Source organism: Vibrio panuliri (genome assembly GCF_009938205.1).
GTDB lineage: Bacteria > Pseudomonadota > Gammaproteobacteria > Enterobacterales > Vibrionaceae > Vibrio > Vibrio panuliri.
Genome location: NZ_AP019654.1, coordinates 3,093,596 through 3,112,426 on the forward strand (window position 1 = coordinate 3,093,596; position 18,831 = coordinate 3,112,426).

8 protein-coding genes, 7 tRNA genes and 6 rRNA genes are annotated in these 18,831 nt (G+C 48.0%); 2 read left to right on the plus strand and 19 right to left on the minus strand.

Going from position 1 to position 18,831, the window contains the following annotated elements:
• Positions 1–145: 145 nt before the first annotated feature.
• The 13 genes from GZK95_RS14245 to GZK95_RS14305 all read right to left on the minus strand — a co-directional run bounded on the left by GZK95_RS14245 (position 146) and on the right by GZK95_RS14305 (position 11,118).
• Positions 146–222: transfer RNA gene (locus GZK95_RS14245), tRNA-Asp, on the minus strand.
• Positions 223–264: 42 nt separating this feature from the next.
• Positions 265–381, minus strand: a 5S ribosomal RNA gene (gene rrf, locus GZK95_RS14250).
• 92 nt (positions 382–473) lie between these two features.
• Positions 474–3,363, minus strand: a 23S ribosomal RNA gene (locus GZK95_RS14255).
• A 269-nt stretch (positions 3,364–3,632) separates the two neighbouring features.
• Positions 3,633–3,708, minus strand: a tRNA-Val gene (locus GZK95_RS14260).
• A 34-nt stretch (positions 3,709–3,742) separates the two neighbouring features.
• Positions 3,743–3,818, minus strand: a tRNA-Ala gene (locus tag GZK95_RS14265).
• Positions 3,819–3,828: 10 nt separating this feature from the next.
• Positions 3,829–3,904, minus strand: a tRNA-Lys gene (locus GZK95_RS14270).
• A 2-nt stretch (positions 3,905–3,906) separates the two neighbouring features.
• A tRNA-Glu gene (locus GZK95_RS14275) sits at positions 3,907–3,982 on the minus strand.
• Between the two features lie 87 nt (positions 3,983–4,069).
• Positions 4,070–5,622 (minus strand): 16S ribosomal RNA (locus GZK95_RS14280).
• Positions 5,623–5,936: 314 nt separating this feature from the next.
• Positions 5,937–6,053: ribosomal RNA gene (gene rrf / locus GZK95_RS14285) — 5S ribosomal RNA — on the minus strand.
• Positions 6,054–6,146: 93 nt separating this feature from the next.
• Positions 6,147–9,036 (minus strand): 23S ribosomal RNA (locus GZK95_RS14290).
• Positions 9,037–9,306: 270 nt separating this feature from the next.
• Positions 9,307–9,382, minus strand: a tRNA-Ala gene (locus tag GZK95_RS14295).
• Positions 9,383–9,424: 42 nt separating this feature from the next.
• Positions 9,425–9,501, minus strand: a tRNA-Ile gene (locus GZK95_RS14300).
• 64 nt (positions 9,502–9,565) lie between these two features.
• Positions 9,566–11,118, minus strand: a 16S ribosomal RNA gene (locus tag GZK95_RS14305).
• Together the 16S, 23S and 5S rRNA genes with 7 tRNA genes alongside form the textbook arrangement of a ribosomal RNA operon.
• A gap of 185 nt (positions 11,119–11,303) precedes the next feature.
• Between GZK95_RS14305 and GZK95_RS14310 the strand changes: the two genes are divergently transcribed.
• A complete protein-coding gene (locus tag GZK95_RS14310; protein WP_161987214.1) occupies positions 11,304–11,564 on the plus strand; it encodes a hypothetical protein in 261 nt (86 codons plus the stop codon).
• Between the two features lie 21 nt (positions 11,565–11,585).
• Here the strand turns inward: GZK95_RS14310 and fre are convergent, their stop codons facing one another.
• From fre to trxA, 6 genes are all read right to left on the minus strand, one after another.
• A complete protein-coding gene (fre, locus tag GZK95_RS14315; protein WP_075713464.1) occupies positions 11,586–12,299 on the minus strand; it encodes an NAD(P)H-flavin reductase in 714 nt (237 codons plus the stop codon).
• Positions 12,300–12,312: 13 nt separating this feature from the next.
• On the minus strand, positions 12,313–12,582 hold the full coding sequence (locus GZK95_RS14320) for a 2Fe-2S iron-sulfur cluster-binding protein (protein WP_075713467.1): 270 nt from the start codon (positions 12,580–12,582) through the stop codon (positions 12,313–12,315).
• Positions 12,579–14,432: a 4-hydroxy-3-polyprenylbenzoate decarboxylase gene (gene ubiD, locus GZK95_RS14325; protein WP_075706352.1), complete on the minus strand. Its 1,854-nt coding sequence runs from the start codon at positions 14,430–14,432 to the stop codon at positions 12,579–12,581. Before ubiD ends, GZK95_RS14320 begins: the two co-directional genes overlap by 4 nt.
• Before the next feature lie 91 nt (positions 14,433–14,523).
• The gene (locus tag GZK95_RS14330; protein ID WP_075713469.1) at positions 14,524–15,522 is read right to left on the minus strand and encodes a hypothetical protein; all 999 of its coding nucleotides are present in this window, start codon (positions 15,520–15,522) and stop codon (positions 14,524–14,526) included.
• Between the two features lie 103 nt (positions 15,523–15,625).
• Positions 15,626–16,885, minus strand: a complete 1,260-nt coding sequence (rho, locus tag GZK95_RS14335) for a transcription termination factor Rho (RefSeq protein WP_075706354.1) — start codon at positions 16,883–16,885, stop codon at positions 15,626–15,628.
• 202 nt (positions 16,886–17,087) lie between these two features.
• On the minus strand, positions 17,088–17,414 hold the full coding sequence (gene trxA, locus GZK95_RS14340) for a thioredoxin TrxA (RefSeq protein WP_075706355.1): 327 nt from the start codon (positions 17,412–17,414) through the stop codon (positions 17,088–17,090).
• Positions 17,415–17,525: 111 nt separating this feature from the next.
• On the opposite strand from trxA, the gene rhlB reads away from it, so the two are divergent.
• Positions 17,526–18,824 (plus strand): ATP-dependent RNA helicase RhlB, encoded by a 1,299-nt coding sequence (gene rhlB / locus GZK95_RS14345; RefSeq protein WP_075706356.1) that lies wholly within the window; start codon positions 17,526–17,528, stop codon positions 18,822–18,824.
• Positions 18,825–18,831: the final 7 nt, after the last annotated feature.

The window sequence follows — 18,831 nt, forward strand, 5'->3', positions numbered from 1 at the left end:
TCTCGAAGAGAAACCGCAAAGATGCTGAACGTTCCCGACTCCCACATCCCGAAATGAGATATCTTAGATATCGAGCGTTCTCATCGATTTTTCGTTTCGCCAGAAACGACAAAAGCCTAGTCGTAAGACTAGGCTTTCTAATAAGTGGCGGAGTGGACGGGACTCGAACCCGCGACCCCCGGCGTGACAGGCCGGTATTCTAACCAACTGAACTACCACTCCGCAGTGGCTTACTCGCTATCAAGCAAGTGTCCATAATGTAAAGCCTGGCGATGTCCTACTCTCACATGGGGAAGCCCCACACTACCATCGGCGCTAATTCGTTTCACTTCTGAGTTCGGCATGGAAATCAGGTGGGTCCAAATCGCTATGGTCGCCAAGCAAAATTCTTTAATCTGGAAAGCTGTTTTGTGTTCTCTACACAATCAAGTTTTGTTCTTTCTTTGAGTCCATCAAAACCCCTTGGGTGTTGTATGGTTAAGCCTCACGGGCAATTAGTATCAGTTAGCTCAATGCCTCGCAGCACTTACACACCTGACCTATCAACGTCGTAGTCTCCGACAACCCTTTAGGATACTTAAAGTATCAGGGAGAACTCATCTCAAGGCTCGCTTCCCGCTTAGATGCTTTCAGCGGTTATCGATTCCGAACTTAGCTACCGGGCAATGCGTCTGGCGACACAACCCGAACACCAGAGGTTCGTCCACTCCGGTCCTCTCGTACTAGGAGCAGCCCCTTTCAATTCTCCAACGCCCACGGCAGATAGGGACCGAACTGTCTCACGACGTTCTAAACCCAGCTCGCGTACCACTTTAAATGGCGAACAGCCATACCCTTGGGACCGACTTCAGCCCCAGGATGTGATGAGCCGACATCGAGGTGCCAAACACCGCCGTCGATATGAACTCTTGGGCGGTATCAGCCTGTTATCCCCGGAGTACCTTTTATCCGTTGAGCGATGGCCCTTCCATACAGAACCACCGGATCACTATGACCTACTTTCGTACCTGCTCGAATTGTCATTCTCGCAGTTAAGCGGGCTTATGCCATTGCACTAACCACACGATGTCCAACCGTGTTTAGCCCACCTTCGTGCTCCTCCGTTACTCTTTGGGAGGAGACCGCCCCAGTCAAACTACCCACCAGGCACTGTCCGTAACCCCGATTAGGGGTCGACGTTAGAACATCAACACTACAAGGGTGGTATTTCAAGGACGGCTCCACACATACTGGCGTACGTGCTTCAAAGCCTCCCACCTATCCTACACATGTAGGGTCAATGTTCAGTGCCAAGCTGTAGTAAAGGTTCACGGGGTCTTTCCGTCTAGCCGCGGGTACACTGCATCTTCACAGCGATTTCAATTTCACTGAGTCTCGGGTGGAGACAGCGTGGCCATCATTACGCCATTCGTGCAGGTCGGAACTTACCCGACAAGGAATTTCGCTACCTTAGGACCGTTATAGTTACGGCCGCCGTTTACCGGGGCTTCGATCAAGAGCTTCGACCTAAGTCTAACCCCATCAATTAACCTTCCGGCACCGGGCAGGCGTCACACCGTATACGTCATCTTACGATTTTGCACAGTGCTGTGTTTTTAATAAACAGTTGCAGCCACCTGGTATCTGCGACTCTCAATAGCTCCATCCGCAAGGGACTTCACCGTCAAGAGCGTACCTTCTCCCGAAGTTACGGTACCATTTTGCCTAGTTCCTTCACCCGAGTTCTCTCAAGCGCCTTGGTATTCTCTACCCGACCACCTGTGTCGGTTTGGGGTACGATTCCTTACAATCTGAAGCTTAGAGGCTTTTCCTGGAAGCATGGCATCAATGACTTCACTACCGTAGTAGCTCGACGTCGTGTCTCAGCCTTAAAAAGAGCCGGATTTACCTAACTCTTAAGCCTACGCACTTGAACCTGGACAACCGTCGCCAGGCCCACCTAGCCTTCTCCGTCCCCCCATCGCAATTGTAAGAAGTACGGGAATATTAACCCGTTTCCCATCGACTACGCCTTTCGGCCTCGCCTTAGGGGTCGACTTACCCTGCCCCGATTAACGTTGGACAGGAACCCTTGGTCTTCCGGCGAGGAGGTTTTTCACCCCCTTTATCGTTACTCATGTCAGCATTCGCACTTCTGATACCTCCAGCATGCTTTACAACACACCTTCAACGGCTTACAGAACGCTCCCCTACCCAATAACTAAAAGTTATTGCCGCAGCTTCGGTTTATAGCTTAGCCCCGTTACATCTTCCGCGCAGGCCGACTCGACTAGTGAGCTATTACGCTTTCTTTAAATGATGGCTGCTTCTAAGCCAACATCCTAGCTGTCTAAGCCTTCCCACATCGTTTCCCACTTAGCTATAATTTGGGACCTTAGCTGGCGGTCTGGGTTGTTTCCCTCTCCACGACGGACGTTAGCACCCGCCGTGTGTCTCCCGGATAGTACTTACTGGTATTCGGAGTTTGCAAAGGGTTGGTAAGTCGGGATGACCCCCTAGCCTTAACAGTGCTCTACCCCCAGTAGTATTCGTCCGAGGCGCTACCTAAATAGCTTTCGGGGAGAACCAGCTATCTCCAGGTTTGATTGGCCTTTCACCCCTAGCCACAAGTCATCCGCTAATTTTTCAACATTAGTCGGTTCGGTCCTCCAGTTGATGTTACTCAACCTTCAACCTGCCCATGGCTAGATCACCTGGTTTCGGGTCTATATCCAGAGACTGAACGCCCAGTTAAGACTCGGTTTCCCTACGGCTCCCCTAGATGGTTAACCTTGCCACTGAATATAAGTCGCTGACCCATTATACAAAAGGTACGCAGTCACAGGACAAAGCCTGCTCCTACTGCTTGTACGTACACGGTTTCAGGTTCTATTTCACTCCCCTCACAGGGGTTCTTTTCGCCTTTCCCTCACGGTACTGGTTCACTATCGGTCAGTCAGTAGTATTTAGCCTTGGAGGATGGTCCCCCCATATTCAGACAGGATAACACGTGTCCCGCCCTACTCGATTTCACTGAACACACATCGTCAACTACGGGACTATCACCCTGTATCGTCGGACTTTCCAGACCGTTCGTCTAACGCGTGTAAAGCTTAAGGGCTAGTCCAATTTCGCTCGCCGCTACTTTCGGAATCTCGGTTGATTTCTTTTCCTCGGGGTACTTAGATGTTTCAGTTCCCCCGGTTCGCCTCGTTATGCTATGTATTCACATAACGATACTTACTTATGTAAGTGGGTTTCCCCATTCGGAAATCCCAGACTCAAGTGGCTTTTACTGCCTAATCTGGGCTTATCGCAAGTTAATACGTCCTTCATCGCCTCTGACTGCCAAGGCATCCACCGTGTACGCTTAGTCACTTAACCATACAACCCGAAGGAGTTTCGAGTTGATGTTCAAATCACCAAAGTTGTCTGCAATTTTTATACATGATGCAGACTCGATTTTGCCGGACTCAAATTCCAAGAACACTTGAATGTGTTTTTGTGTATTCATAAATGAATACTTTGAGAACTTTACAAACAACAATAAATTGTTGTTTTGTCAGCTTTCCAAATTGTTAAAGAGCTAGATTTTACTTTCTACTTAAAGAAAGAAACCATTTTTAAAAGCACTCATCGAATGCGCTTAAAGATGGTGGGCGATACCGGGCTCGAACCAGTGACCCCCTGCTTGTAAGGCAGGTGCTCTCCCAACTGAGCTAATCGCCCACATTATTTTACTTCTTGTGGAAGAAGTCTCGAATGGTGGAGCTAAGCAGGATCGAACTGCTGACCTCCTGCGTGCAAGGCAGGCGCTCTCCCAGCTGAGCTATAGCCCCATCGAGAAAATGGTGGGTCGTGCAGGATTCGAACCTGCGACCAATTGATTAAAAGTCAACTGCTCTACCAACTGAGCTAACGACCCAATGGTATCCCGTAGGGGAGTCGAACCCCTGTTACCGCCGTGAAAGGGCGGTGTCCTAGGCCTCTAGACGAACGGGACACTGGATTGAAGAGTATGGGTACTCTTCTTCTCTTAAACTTTATAAACCATCAATCTGTGTGAACACTCATCGCAATAATCATCGTATAAGGAGGTGATCCAGCGCCAGGTTCCCCTAGCGCTACCTTGTTACGACTTCACCCCAGTCATGAACCACAAAGTGGTGAGCGTCCTCCCGAAGGTTAAACTACCCACTTCTTTTGCAGCCCACTCCCATGGTGTGACGGGCGGTGTGTACAAGGCCCGGGAACGTATTCACCGTGGCATTCTGATCCACGATTACTAGCGATTCCGACTTCATGGAGTCGAGTTGCAGACTCCAATCCGGACTACGACGTACTTTTTGGGATTCGCTCACTTTCGCAAGTTGGCTGCCCTCTGTATACGCCATTGTAGCACGTGTGTAGCCCTACTCGTAAGGGCCATGATGACTTGACGTCGTCCCCACCTTCCTCCGGTTTATCACCGGCAGTCTCCCTGGAGTTCCCGACATTACTCGCTGGCAAACAAGGATAAGGGTTGCGCTCGTTGCGGGACTTAACCCAACATTTCACAACACGAGCTGACGACAGCCATGCAGCACCTGTCTCATAGTTCCCGAAGGCACCAAAGCATCTCTGCTAAGTTCTATGGATGTCAAGAGTAGGTAAGGTTCTTCGCGTTGCATCGAATTAAACCACATGCTCCACCGCTTGTGCGGGCCCCCGTCAATTCATTTGAGTTTTAATCTTGCGACCGTACTCCCCAGGCGGTCTACTTAACGCGTTAGCTCCGAAAGCCACGGCTCAAGGCCACAACCTCCAAGTAGACATCGTTTACGGCGTGGACTACCAGGGTATCTAATCCTGTTTGCTCCCCACGCTTTCGCATCTGAGTGTCAGTATCTGTCCAGGGGGCCGCCTTCGCCACCGGTATTCCTTCAGATCTCTACGCATTTCACCGCTACACCTGAAATTCTACCCCCCTCTACAGTACTCTAGTCAGCCAGTTTCAAATGCAATTCCGAGGTTGAGCCCCGGGCTTTCACATCTGACTTAACTAACCACCTGCATGCGCTTTACGCCCAGTAATTCCGATTAACGCTCGCACCCTCCGTATTACCGCGGCTGCTGGCACGGAGTTAGCCGGTGCTTCTTCTGTCGCTAACGTCAAATCCATACGCTATTAACGCATGAACCTTCCTCACGACTGAAAGTACTTTACAACCCGAAGGCCTTCTTCATACACGCGGCATGGCTGCATCAGGCTTGCGCCCATTGTGCAATATTCCCCACTGCTGCCTCCCGTAGGAGTCTGGACCGTGTCTCAGTTCCAGTGTGGCTGATCATCCTCTCAGACCAGCTAGGGATCGTCGCCTTGGTGAGCCCTTACCTCACCAACTAGCTAATCCCACCTAGGCATATCCTGACGCGAGAGGCCCGAAGGTCCCCCTCTTTGGCCCGTAGGCATTATGCGGTATTAGCCATCGTTTCCAATGGTTATCCCCCACATCAGGGCAATTTCCTAGGCATTACTCACCCGTCCGCCGCTCGCCGCCCATAGACGCACCCGAAGGATTGTTTATGTCGCTGCCGCTCGACTTGCATGTGTTAGGCCTGCCGCCAGCGTTCAATCTGAGCCATGATCAAACTCTTCAATTTAAGATTTTGTCGACTCAATGAATACTGAACATTACATAGTAATGTTTGAATTGACTGTGCTGCTATTTCTAGCAATGGTCACTTCGTTTCATTGAAATCTAATTTGAAGCCTAAGCTTCTAATTTGGATTATCATCAACGAGTGCCCACACAGATTGATAGGTTTATATTGTTAAAGAGCTTTGCTTTCAACGCGTTAGCGTCTCAGCGAGGTGCGTATAATACGCTTCCCACTTTGAAAGTCAACATAAAATTCTAAGTTTTCTTAAAACTTTATGGTGACTTGTTTACTAAGTAAACAAAGTCGAAATTAAAGCCTGGCGATGTCCTACTCTCACATGGGGAAGCCCCACACTACCATCGGCGCTAATTCGTTTCACTTCTGAGTTCGGCATGGAAATCAGGTGGGTCCAAATCGCTATGGTCGCCAAGCAAAATTCTTTAATCTGGAAAGCTGTTTTTGTGTTCTCTACACAATCAAGTTTTGTTCTTTCTTTGAGTCCATCAAAACCCCTTGGGTGTTGTATGGTTAAGCCTCACGGGCAATTAGTATCAGTTAGCTCAATGCCTCACAGCACTTACACACCTGACCTATCAACGTCGTAGTCTCCGACAACCCTTTAGGATACTTAAAGTATCAGGGAGAACTCATCTCAAGGCTCGCTTCCCGCTTAGATGCTTTCAGCGGTTATCGATTCCGAACTTAGCTACCGGGCAATGCGTCTGGCGACACAACCCGAACACCAGAGGTTCGTCCACTCCGGTCCTCTCGTACTAGGAGCAGCCCCTTTCAATTCTCCAACGCCCACGGCAGATAGGGACCGAACTGTCTCACGACGTTCTAAACCCAGCTCGCGTACCACTTTAAATGGCGAACAGCCATACCCTTGGGACCGACTTCAGCCCCAGGATGTGATGAGCCGACATCGAGGTGCCAAACACCGCCGTCGATATGAACTCTTGGGCGGTATCAGCCTGTTATCCCCGGAGTACCTTTTATCCGTTGAGCGATGGCCCTTCCATACAGAACCACCGGATCACTATGACCTACTTTCGTACCTGCTCGAATTGTCATTCTCGCAGTTAAGCGGGCTTATGCCATTGCACTAACCACACGATGTCCAACCGTGTTTAGCCCACCTTCGTGCTCCTCCGTTACTCTTTGGGAGGAGACCGCCCCAGTCAAACTACCCACCAGGCACTGTCCGTAACCCCGATTAGGGGTCGACGTTAGAACATCAACACTACAAGGGTGGTATTTCAAGGACGGCTCCACACATACTGGCGTACGTGCTTCAAAGCCTCCCACCTATCCTACACATGTAGGGTCAATGTTCAGTGCCAAGCTGTAGTAAAGGTTCACGGGGTCTTTCCGTCTAGCCGCGGGTACACTGCATCTTCACAGCGATTTCAATTTCACTGAGTCTCGGGTGGAGACAGCGTGGCCATCATTACGCCATTCGTGCAGGTCGGAACTTACCCGACAAGGAATTTCGCTACCTTAGGACCGTTATAGTTACGGCCGCCGTTTACCGGGGCTTCGATCAAGAGCTTCGACCTAAGTCTAACCCCATCAATTAACCTTCCGGCACCGGGCAGGCGTCACACCGTATACGTCATCTTACGATTTTGCACAGTGCTGTGTTTTTAATAAACAGTTGCAGCCACCTGGTATCTGCGACTCTCAATAGCTCCATCCGCAAGGGACTTCACCGTCAAGAGCGTACCTTCTCCCGAAGTTACGGTACCATTTTGCCTAGTTCCTTCACCCGAGTTCTCTCAAGCGCCTTGGTATTCTCTACCCGACCACCTGTGTCGGTTTGGGGTACGATTCCTTACAATCTGAAGCTTAGAGGCTTTTCCTGGAAGCATGGCATCAATGACTTCACTACCGTAGTAGCTCGACGTCGTGTCTCAGCCTTAAAAAGAGCCGGATTTACCTAACTCTTAAGCCTACGCACTTGAACCTGGACAACCGTCGCCAGGCCCACCTAGCCTTCTCCGTCCCCCCATCGCAATTGTAAGAAGTACGGGAATATTAACCCGTTTCCCATCGACTACGCCTTTCGGCCTCGCCTTAGGGGTCGACTTACCCTGCCCCGATTAACGTTGGACAGGAACCCTTGGTCTTCCGGCGAGGAGGTTTTTCACCCCCTTTATCGTTACTCATGTCAGCATTCGCACTTCTGATACCTCCAGCATGCTTTACAACACACCTTCAACGGCTTACAGAACGCTCCCCTACCCAATAACTAAAAGTTATTGCCGCAGCTTCGGTTTATAGCTTAGCCCCGTTACATCTTCCGCGCAGGCCGACTCGACTAGTGAGCTATTACGCTTTCTTTAAATGATGGCTGCTTCTAAGCCAACATCCTAGCTGTCTAAGCCTTCCCACATCGTTTCCCACTTAGCTATAATTTGGGACCTTAGCTGGCGGTCTGGGTTGTTTCCCTCTCCACGACGGACGTTAGCACCCGCCGTGTGTCTCCCGGATAGTACTTACTGGTATTCGGAGTTTGCAAAGGGTTGGTAAGTCGGGATGACCCCCTAGCCTTAACAGTGCTCTACCCCCAGTAGTATTCGTCCGAGGCGCTACCTAAATAGCTTTCGGGGAGAACCAGCTATCTCCAGGTTTGATTGGCCTTTCACCCCTAGCCACAAGTCATCCGCTAATTTTTCAACATTAGTCGGTTCGGTCCTCCAGTTGATGTTACTCAACCTTCAACCTGCCCATGGCTAGATCACCTGGTTTCGGGTCTATATCCAGAGACTGAACGCCCAGTTAAGACTCGGTTTCCCTACGGCTCCCCTAGATGGTTAACCTTGCCACTGAATATAAGTCGCTGACCCATTATACAAAAGGTACGCAGTCACAGGACAAAGCCTGCTCCTACTGCTTGTACGTACACGGTTTCAGGTTCTATTTCACTCCCCTCACAGGGGTTCTTTTCGCCTTTCCCTCACGGTACTGGTTCACTATCGGTCAGTCAGTAGTATTTAGCCTTGGAGGATGGTCCCCCCATATTCAGACAGGATAACACGTGTCCCGCCCTACTCGATTTCACTGAACACACATCGTCAACTACGGGACTATCACCCTGTATCGTCGGACTTTCCAGACCGTTCGTCTAACGCGTGTAAAGCTTAAGGGCTAGTCCAATTTCGCTCGCCGCTACTTTCGGAATCTCGGTTGATTTCTTTTCCTCGGGGTACTTAGATGTTTCAGTTCCCCCGGTTCGCCTCGTTATGCTATGTATTCACATAACGATACTTACTTATGTAAGTGGGTTTCCCCATTCGGAAATCCCAGACTCAAGTGGCTTTTACTGCCTAATCTGGGCTTATCGCAAGTTAATACGTCCTTCATCGCCTCTGACTGCCAAGGCATCCACCGTGTACGCTTAGTCACTTAACCATACAACCCGAAGGAGTTTCGAGTTGATGTTCAAATCACCAAAGTTGTCTGCAATTTTTATACATGATGCAGACTCGATTTTGCCGGACTCAAATTCCAAGAACACTTGAATGTGTTTTTGTGTATTCATAAATGAATACTTTGAGAACTTTACAAACAACAATAAATTGTTGTTTTGTCAGCTTTCCAAATTGTTAAAGAGCTAGATTTTACTTTCTACTTAAAGAAAGAAACCATTTTTAAGAACACTTAATCAAATGTGCTTAGAGATGGTGGAGCTATGCGGGATCGAACCGCAGACCTCCTGCGTGCAAGGCAGGCGCTCTCCCAGCTGAGCTATAGCCCCATCAGGTGTTGATACTGTGTGCCAATTCCTTGGGATGGGAATTGGTGGGTCTGAGTGGACTCGAACCACCGACCTCTCGCTTATCAGGCGAACGCTCTAACCACCTGAGCTACAGACCCAGTATCGTCTCTTAATTACAAACCGTATCAATCTGTGTGAACACTCATCGCAATAATCATCGTATAAGGAGGTGATCCAGCGCCAGGTTCCCCTAGCGCTACCTTGTTACGACTTCACCCCAGTCATGAACCACAAAGTGGTGAGCGTCCTCCCGAAGGTTAAACTACCCACTTCTTTTGCAGCCCACTCCCATGGTGTGACGGGCGGTGTGTACAAGGCCCGGGAACGTATTCACCGTGGCATTCTGATCCACGATTACTAGCGATTCCGACTTCATGGAGTCGAGTTGCAGACTCCAATCCGGACTACGACGTACTTTTTGGGATTCGCTCACTTTCGCAAGTTGGCTGCCCTCTGTATACGCCATTGTAGCACGTGTGTAGCCCTACTCGTAAGGGCCATGATGACTTGACGTCGTCCCCACCTTCCTCCGGTTTATCACCGGCAGTCTCCCTGGAGTTCCCGACATTACTCGCTGGCAAACAAGGATAAGGGTTGCGCTCGTTGCGGGACTTAACCCAACATTTCACAACACGAGCTGACGACAGCCATGCAGCACCTGTCTCATAGTTCCCGAAGGCACCAAAGCATCTCTGCTAAGTTCTATGGATGTCAAGAGTAGGTAAGGTTCTTCGCGTTGCATCGAATTAAACCACATGCTCCACCGCTTGTGCGGGCCCCCGTCAATTCATTTGAGTTTTAATCTTGCGACCGTACTCCCCAGGCGGTCTACTTAACGCGTTAGCTCCGAAAGCCACGGCTCAAGGCCACAACCTCCAAGTAGACATCGTTTACGGCGTGGACTACCAGGGTATCTAATCCTGTTTGCTCCCCACGCTTTCGCATCTGAGTGTCAGTATCTGTCCAGGGGGCCGCCTTCGCCACCGGTATTCCTTCAGATCTCTACGCATTTCACCGCTACACCTGAAATTCTACCCCCCTCTACAGTACTCTAGTCAGCCAGTTTCAAATGCAATTCCGAGGTTGAGCCCCGGGCTTTCACATCTGACTTAACTAACCACCTGCATGCGCTTTACGCCCAGTAATTCCGATTAACGCTCGCACCCTCCGTATTACCGCGGCTGCTGGCACGGAGTTAGCCGGTGCTTCTTCTGTCGCTAACGTCAAATCCATACGCTATTAACGCATGAACCTTCCTCACGACTGAAAGTACTTTACAACCCGAAGGCCTTCTTCATACACGCGGCATGGCTGCATCAGGCTTGCGCCCATTGTGCAATATTCCCCACTGCTGCCTCCCGTAGGAGTCTGGACCGTGTCTCAGTTCCAGTGTGGCTGATCATCCTCTCAGACCAGCTAGGGATCGTCGCCTTGGTGAGCCCTTACCTCACCAACTAGCTAATCCCACCTAGGCATATCCTGACGCGAGAGGCCCGAAGGTCCCCCTCTTTGGCCCGTAGGCATTATGCGGTATTAGCCATCGTTTCCAATGGTTATCCCCCACATCAGGGCAATTTCCTAGGCATTACTCACCCGTCCGCCGCTCGCCGCCCATAGACGCACCCGAAGGATTGTTTATGTCGCTGCCGCTCGACTTGCATGTGTTAGGCCTGCCGCCAGCGTTCAATCTGAGCCATGATCAAACTCTTCAATTTAAGATTTTGTCGACTCAATGAATACTGAACATTACATAGTAATGTTTGAATTGACTGTGCTGCTATTTCTAGCAATGGTCACTTCGTTTCATTGAAATCTAATTTGAAGCCTAAGCTTCTAATTTGGATTATCATCAACGAGTGCCCACACAGATTGATAGGTTTGAATTTTTAAAGAGCTTGCTTTGAAAGTTTCTCTCAAAGCGGAGGTGCATTCTAACGAGATAATTGAAAGAGTCAAATACTTTTTTCAATTTATTTTCTCAGAAGCTTTCACCTCTCTGACTGTCGCTGAAGCCTTGTGGCGTCTGCCCTGTCAGTGGAAGCGCATTATAGGGAGCTGGATTTTTATGGCAACCCTTTTTTGCAAAAAAAACGAAATTAATGACCGTTCGTTTAAATTAGCATCAAAAAGACCAAAAAGAGGGCATTTTGCCCTCTTTTAGATCGTGAATATCTTGCTATGTCTATATAAACGCATAAGCGTCGGCAAACATTCTGTCACTTCTCGCCTGTTTGTTCTGCGTAAATTGTTCTCGCGCGGCGCCTGCCATTTCAAAGCGACCAGCAATATAGATGTCAAAGTTCTCTAGCGAGTCAAAGTCCAGATTCACCGCCTCAAGAACATTGCCTACTTTCCCTTGCCAATCTTGATGAGCATCTTCAACTACTGGGACAAAGTGAACATTAGCGTTATTTGCCGCAATTTCTTTCAGCTCAGCTTTTGCGTATAGCTGGCTGATATCACGAGCGCCCCAGTATAGATAAATCGGATTGGTTTTATTTTGTGCAATGCAGTGATCCAAAATAGAACGTACATAACTAAACCCTGTACCACCTGCAATAAGTAAAATAGGGTTATGGCTTTCCTCTCTTACCCACGCTTCCCCATGTGGAGCATCAATCGTAACTGAAGAGCCTTCCGCCAATGCCACCTTCATTGCTTCAACCACTTCAAGAGCGTAAGCGTTATGTTCTGCTGCACCAATATGCAGTTCTAGCTCACCCTCATGGCGACATGGGCTGCTAGCAATAGAAAATGGACGCTTGTCTTTTTCACCCATGACGACCATCAGGTATTGTCCAGCTTTAAACGGCACTGGGTTTTCAGGGTGAAGCAAAATACGATAGGTATTAGATGCTAAGGACTCAATTGACTTTACTTTACATTGAATACTCATGGGTTCCTCTCACTTACTCTTCAAAAGTAAGGACTAAATGACTTTCTGTATGAGCTAGACAGGGAAATATCCAGCCTTGTTGTTGTTCTTGTTCGGTCAGCATGGGGTCAAGGTCATAACTCACCTCACCCGATACTTTTTTACACATACACATAGCACATGCACCGACTTGGCAACGATGAGGGAAACCGATGTTATTGTTGAGCGCAGCTTCCAGCACCGTTTGCCCTTGTGGGACTTCAAATTCTACCTGACTTGGGAGCAAAATAACTTTGTGTGTCATTCGATTCCCAATTGCTGCCAAATGGCGTCGATTTTTGAGACCAATTCAGGATTCTTCTTAATTGGGACTCCCCACTCTCTGAGCTTTTCATCGCCCATTTTATTGGTCGCATCCCAAGCCATACGACTTACGCCAGATTGTGACTCGTTATATAGATGACTATCGCGAGCAGGATCCATGCGTGTGGTTACCGCCCAGATTACATCATTCCAATCACGGATGTTGACATCATCATCGCACACTATGACAAATTTAGGATCGACATACGCCTCTAACTGAGACCAAACAGCCTCTATCGCCTGACGCCCTTGACCGACTTCTTGCTTATCTATCGATAGCAGTATCATCTGCCCTGGCACCGCTCCCTCAGGTAAATAGATATCCAAAATCTGAGGAATATTCTGCCTAATATCTGCAATCTTGCCCGCGAGATCGACGGCAGACTCTTTAGGTTCACTCTGAGTCAAGGCGAGTTCTGCATCCCATTTAATCGTGGCATCCAACCCCATCTTAGAGCCAAGGCCAACCACTGGAGAGGCAAAATCAAGAGAATCGATTGGTGTATTCTCTATCATTAATGTATCGCGCACCGGGTCCATATGCTCGGTCATTGCTTGGGTTACTTCACGCCAATCACGAGCATTAACAGACTCATCACAGACAATGACATACTTGGTGTACATAAACTGGCGTAAGAAGGACCATACTCCCATCATTACTCGCTTAGCATGACCTGGGTATTGCTTCTTCATCGTAACCACCGCCATACGGTATGAACAACCTTCAGGTGGCAAGTAAAAATCTTCTATCTCTGGGAACTGCTTTTGCAATATCGGCACAAATACTTCATTGAGTGCCACACCCAATACCGCAGGCTCATCGGGTGGACGGCCGGTATAGGTACTGTGATAAATCGGCTTATCACGCATCGTAATGTGGGTAATCGTGAATACGTGGTGTTTCTCTTTTTCGTTGTAGTACCCAGTATGATCGCCATAGGGGCCTTCATCGGCAAACTCATTCGGGTCAATGTGACCTTCGAGTACAATCTCAGCGCTCGCCGGTACTTCAAGATCGTTACTGACCGATTTCACGACTTCAGTGCGACTGCCGCGCAGTAAGCCTGCAAAAGCATATTCCGATAAAGTATCAGGGACAGGAGTGACTGCACCAAGAATTGTCGCAGGATCGGCACCAAAAGCGACCGATACAGGGAATGGCTTTCCAGGATTGGTTTCCATCCAGTCACGTAAATCCAGTGCGCCGCCTCGGTGAGCAAGCCAGCGCATAATGATTTTGTTTTTACCCAGTTTTTGTTGGCGATAAATACCTAGGTTTTGGCGTTTTTTATTTGGACCTTTAGTGATGGTCAATCCCCAAGTCAATAAAGGAGCGACATCATCTTGCCAACAACTCATCACCGGAATCTTATCCAGATCAACGTCATCACCTTGCCATACAATTTCTTGGCAAGGAGCACGACGCAACCTTTTAGCTGGCATATTAAGAACTTGTTTAAACAGAGGCAATTTGTCGAGCGCGTCTTTAAATCCTTTTGGTGGCTCAGGCTCTTTTAGGTACGCCAGCAGCTTACCCACCTCGCGCAGCTCTTTAACTTGATTGCGCCCCATACCCATTGCAACACGCTCTGCTGTACCAAATAAATTGGTCAGCACTGGATAGTCGTATCCAATTGGGTTTTCAAACAGCAATGCTGGCCCACCGGCACGTAGAGTGCGATCACTAATTTCCGTCATTTCATAATGAGGGTCGATCGGGTGAGTAATGCGTTTTAATTTGCCTTGTTGTTCTAACAGGTGGATAAAATCGCGTAAGTCCTTAAAACTCATGGCTCTTCTGTTGGCTGGTTAAACTACAGGCAGTATATCAAAAAAGAGGAATCGACGATCCCTCTTTTCATTGTGGGTATTAGGTCGCCAGCTACTGACTCAGAACGTTAAGAATATCATGGCTCTTCACACGTTTATCGCTATTGGCTAACTCCGCCAGCCAACCTGAATAGCCCTGTTCGACCAATTGGCGAGCGACAAACGACACTTCATCGTTACTCCCCATTTTGGCAATTAGATACTCCTGCACCTCGTTACTCATCGGTTTGATACCGACTAACTGCTTTATCGCAAGCTCATTGAGCTGGGGATTTTTTGCTGCCAGCATAATTTGCTTAACAGCAAACTCATCAGCAACACGACCAAGACGAATTAGTTCATTTTCACTGTGCAAATTCGCCTTCATCAACCACAGCAGTTTGTACATTTCTGGATCTTCACTTACCTGCGCTAAGCGAACTACAACCTCTGCCGATGGAAGCCAACTCACCACAGCTTCATCAGTAAACTGCGACGTTAATCCTTGAATAGCCATCGGCGATAAACTGTCTAACTCACGCATAAGCAGGCGTTCACGAGTCTGATTTTGATAGACCGAACCACCCGTGAGCCAAAGCTGTAAATCCAGCTCTTGTCGTTCAGCCTTCATGACAAAGTCGAGTGTCGATTGGTCTTGTTGCCAGCGCTTGAGCAAACGGCTAGCGATCGCAGGATAGTTAAATGCTGGCGTAGTGAACTCATAACCGTCACCGCGCTCTAAGACTTGATATGTGGGAATCATGGCTTTTTGATTTTCGACAAAAATCGCCATTTTGGGTGTGAGCAATACATCTTGCTGTTCAAGCTTTTGAAGCAATAAGTAGCGAGCCACTTCTTGCTGAGGAAATGCCAATCGCTCAAGAGAAAAATTCAGCGTATCGATATTATCTTCCACAACATATTGCAGAAGCTCAGCAACTTTGACTTGCATATGATCACTTTGACGCCATAGCTCAACCCGCTCAGGGGTCATTTGTGTAGCCATAGCCTGTGGCACTCCTAGCGCCAAAAACAGGGTCAGGAGAAGCGACGACAACATTCCTTGTTGCATGTTAACCTCCTTGTAACATTTCTCTTCATTGTGCTATCACAATAGAGAGAATGCAAACAAAAACGCCACCGCAAAAAACGGTGGCGTTATCATACTGATTTAATTACTGACGGCGCATTGCGTCGAAGAACTCATCGTTCGTCTTAGTCATGGCTAGTTTGTCGATTAGGAATTCCATTGCGTCGATTTCGCCCATTGGGTGAACGATCTTACGCAGAATCCACATCTTCTGTAGCTCGTCAGTCTTAGTTAATAGCTCTTCGCGGCGTGTACCTGAGCGGTTGAAATCAATCGCAGGGAATACACGTTTTTCAGCAATCTTACGGTTTAGGTGCAGTTCCATGTTACCTGTACCTTTAAACTCTTCGTAGATTACTTCGTCCATCTTAGAACCAGTATCAACTAGTGCTGTTGCGATGATTGTTAAGCTACCGCCTTCTTCTACGTTACGAGCCGCACCAAAGAAACGCTTTGGACGATGCAGCGCGTTCGCGTCCACACCACCTGTTAGTACTTTACCTGATGAAGGTACTACAGTGTTGTATGCACGAGCTAAACGAGTAATCGAGTCAAGTAGGATCACAACGTCTTTCTTGTGCTCTACTAGGCGTTTTGCTTTTTCAATCACCATTTCAGCCACTTGTACGTGACGTGATGCTGGCTCATCGAATGTTGATGCAACAACTTCGCCTTTAACTAGGCGTTGCATCTCTGTAACTTCTTCTGGACGCTCGTCGATAAGTAGCACCATCAACTCACACTCTGGGTGGTTGTAAGCAATACTTTGCGCGATGTTTTGTAGCAACATGGTTTTACCCGCTTTAGGCGGAGCTACAATCAGACCACGCTGACCTTTACCAATTGGAGATGCAAGGTCTAGTACACGAGCCGTGATATCCTCGGTAGAACCATTACCGCGTTCCATCACCATACGCTCATTTGCATGAAGCGGAGTTAAGTTTTCAAACAGGATCTTATTACGCGCGTTATCTGGCTTGTCGGCATTAACGGTGTTGACTTTTAGCAGAGCAAAGTAGCGTTCACCATCTTTTGGTGGGCGAATTTTACCAGCAATAGAGTCACCAGTACGTAGGTTGAAACGACGAATTTGGCTTGGAGAAACGTAAATATCGTCAGGACCAGCTAGATAAGAACTGTCGGCACTACGAAGGAAACCAAAACCGTCTTGAAGAATTTCCAGTACGCCGTCGCCAAAAATGTCTTCACCGCTTTTCGCGTGAGCTTTCAGGATTGCGAAGATGATGTCTTGTTTTCTTAGACGCGCTAGGTTTTCTAGACCTAGGCTTTCGCCAAGTTTAACAAGATCAGAAACAGGTCTGTTCTTCAGTTCTGTAAGATTCATTGTGGTAGATGCTTGTTTAGTCAAAATAGGATCTGTTGTTTTAAGTTAGATGGAATTTGGTCTCAGGGTCGACCAAGAAGAGAATTCTGTTTAATTAACGTGCGATAAATTAGCACTAAATACTAGCCTAGTCTATCTTTTGTTGCCGTTCAAAAACAAAACCGTACATTGATCAAATGTACGGTCTTATTTTACAGCGAGTTTATAGGTTAGCGTCTAGGAACTCTTTTAATTGAGTCTTAGACAGCGCACCAACTTTGGTTGCTGCTACGCTACCATCTTTAAAAAGAAGTAGCGTTGGAATACCACGAATACCAAACTTAGGTGGAGTACCTGCGTTTTGGTCGATATTCAGTTTGCCGATAGTGAGCTTGCCTTCGTACTCTTCTGCGATTTCGTCAAGAATAGGCGCAATCATTTTACAAGGACCACACCACTCTGCCCAAAAATCAACAAGAACTGGGCCTGCAGCATTGATTACATCGTTATCAAAACCTTCATCAGTAAGCTGCAAAATTTTATCACTCATCTTCCACTCCACTGTGTTTTTTGGAACTGGTTGGATGATAACCAGTATTGAGATGCCCTATTGGAATGTATTTACTTTCGTATTGCAAGCTTAAGCTGATATTCTATAGCAATGAAGAAGACGCACATCACAGAGCAAAAGTTCGCCGATTTGGGGTTACATCCCCAAGTTACAAAGGGTTTGGAGCAAAAAGGGTTCGAATTTTGTACCCCTATCCAAGCTCAGGCGCTGCCGGTCTTGCTCTCCGGCCGTGACATTGCAGGCCAGGCCCAAACGGGTACTGGTAAGACGCTTGCGTTCCTTACTGCTACTTTTAACCACTTATTGACTACACCTGAGCTTGAAGGTCGTAAGCCAACTCAGCCGCGTGCCATCATTATGGCGCCAACACGCGAGCTGGCGATCCAGATCTTTAATGATGCTGAACCACTGATTGCTAGTACAGGTATCAAAGCAGCATTGGCTTACGGTGGCGAAAGCTACGACAAGCAATTAGCGAAGCTAGAGCAAGGGGTTGATATTCTGATCGGTACCACTGGTCGTATTATCGATTTCCACAAGCAGCGCGTATTTAACTTAAACCATATTCAAGCAGTGGTTCTCGATGAAGCAGATCGCATGTTTGACCTTGGTTTTATTAAAGACATTCGTTTCTTGTTCCGTCGCATGCCTGAGCCAAAAGATCGTTTGAACATGCTGTTCTCGGCAACGCTTTCGTACCGTGTACAAGAGTTGGCATTTGAACATATGAACGAGCCTGAATCAGTGGTAGTTGAACCTGAACAAAAAACAGGTCACCGCATTCAAGAAGAACTGTTCTACCCTTCTAACGCAGATAAGATGGCACTATTGCAAACGCTTATCGAAGAAGAGTGGCCAGATCGCGCGATCATTTTTGCTAACACCAAACACGTGTGTGAATCGATTTGGGGCCACCTTGCGGCAGACAAACACCGCGTAGGTCTATTGACTGGTGATGTTCCGCAGAAAAAACGTGAGCGTATCCTTGAGCAATTTACTCGTGGCGAAGTTGACCTACTGGTTGCAACTGACGTTGCCGCTCGTGGTCTGCATATCCCACAAGTGACCCACGTATTTAACTACGACTTACCTGACGATTGTGAAGACTACGTACACCGCATTGGTCGTACTGGTCGCGCAGGCGCAAGTGGTCACTCGATTAGCTTTGCTTGTGAGCAATACGCGATTAATCTACCTGCAATCGAAGAATATATTGAACACGCGATTCCAGTTTCAGATTATGACGCTTCGGCACTGATTCAGGATTTACCTGCGCCGATCCGTCTACGTACGCGTAACCAGCAAAACCGCCGCACGAATACTGGTGGTTCACGTTCTGGTAACCGTAAACCAAATCGCTCTCGTCCACGTCAGCAAAAGGATTCTTAAGTCGTTT

What these genes read in the sequence shown, in the direction of transcription:
- fre (WP_075713464.1), bottom strand. Translation starts at nt 12,299, where the DNA reads ATGAGTATTCAATGTAAAGTAAAGTCAATTGAGTCCTTAGCATCTAAT.
- GZK95_RS14320 (WP_075713467.1), bottom strand. Translation starts at nt 12,582, where the DNA reads ATGACACACAAAGTTATTTTGCTCCCAAGTCAGGTAGAATTTGAAGTC.
- ubiD (WP_075706352.1), bottom strand. Translation starts at nt 14,432, where the DNA reads ATGAGTTTTAAGGACTTACGCGATTTTATCCACCTGTTAGAACAACAA.
- GZK95_RS14330 (WP_075713469.1), bottom strand. Translation starts at nt 15,522, where the DNA reads ATGCAACAAGGAATGTTGTCGTCGCTTCTCCTGACCCTGTTTTTGGCG.
- rho (WP_075706354.1), bottom strand. Translation starts at nt 16,885, where the DNA reads ATGAATCTTACAGAACTGAAGAACAGACCTGTTTCTGATCTTGTTAAA.
- trxA (WP_075706355.1), bottom strand. Translation starts at nt 17,414, where the DNA reads ATGAGTGATAAAATTTTGCAGCTTACTGATGAAGGTTTTGATAACGAT.
- rhlB (WP_075706356.1), top strand. Translation starts at nt 17,526, where the DNA reads ATGAAGAAGACGCACATCACAGAGCAAAAGTTCGCCGATTTGGGGTTA.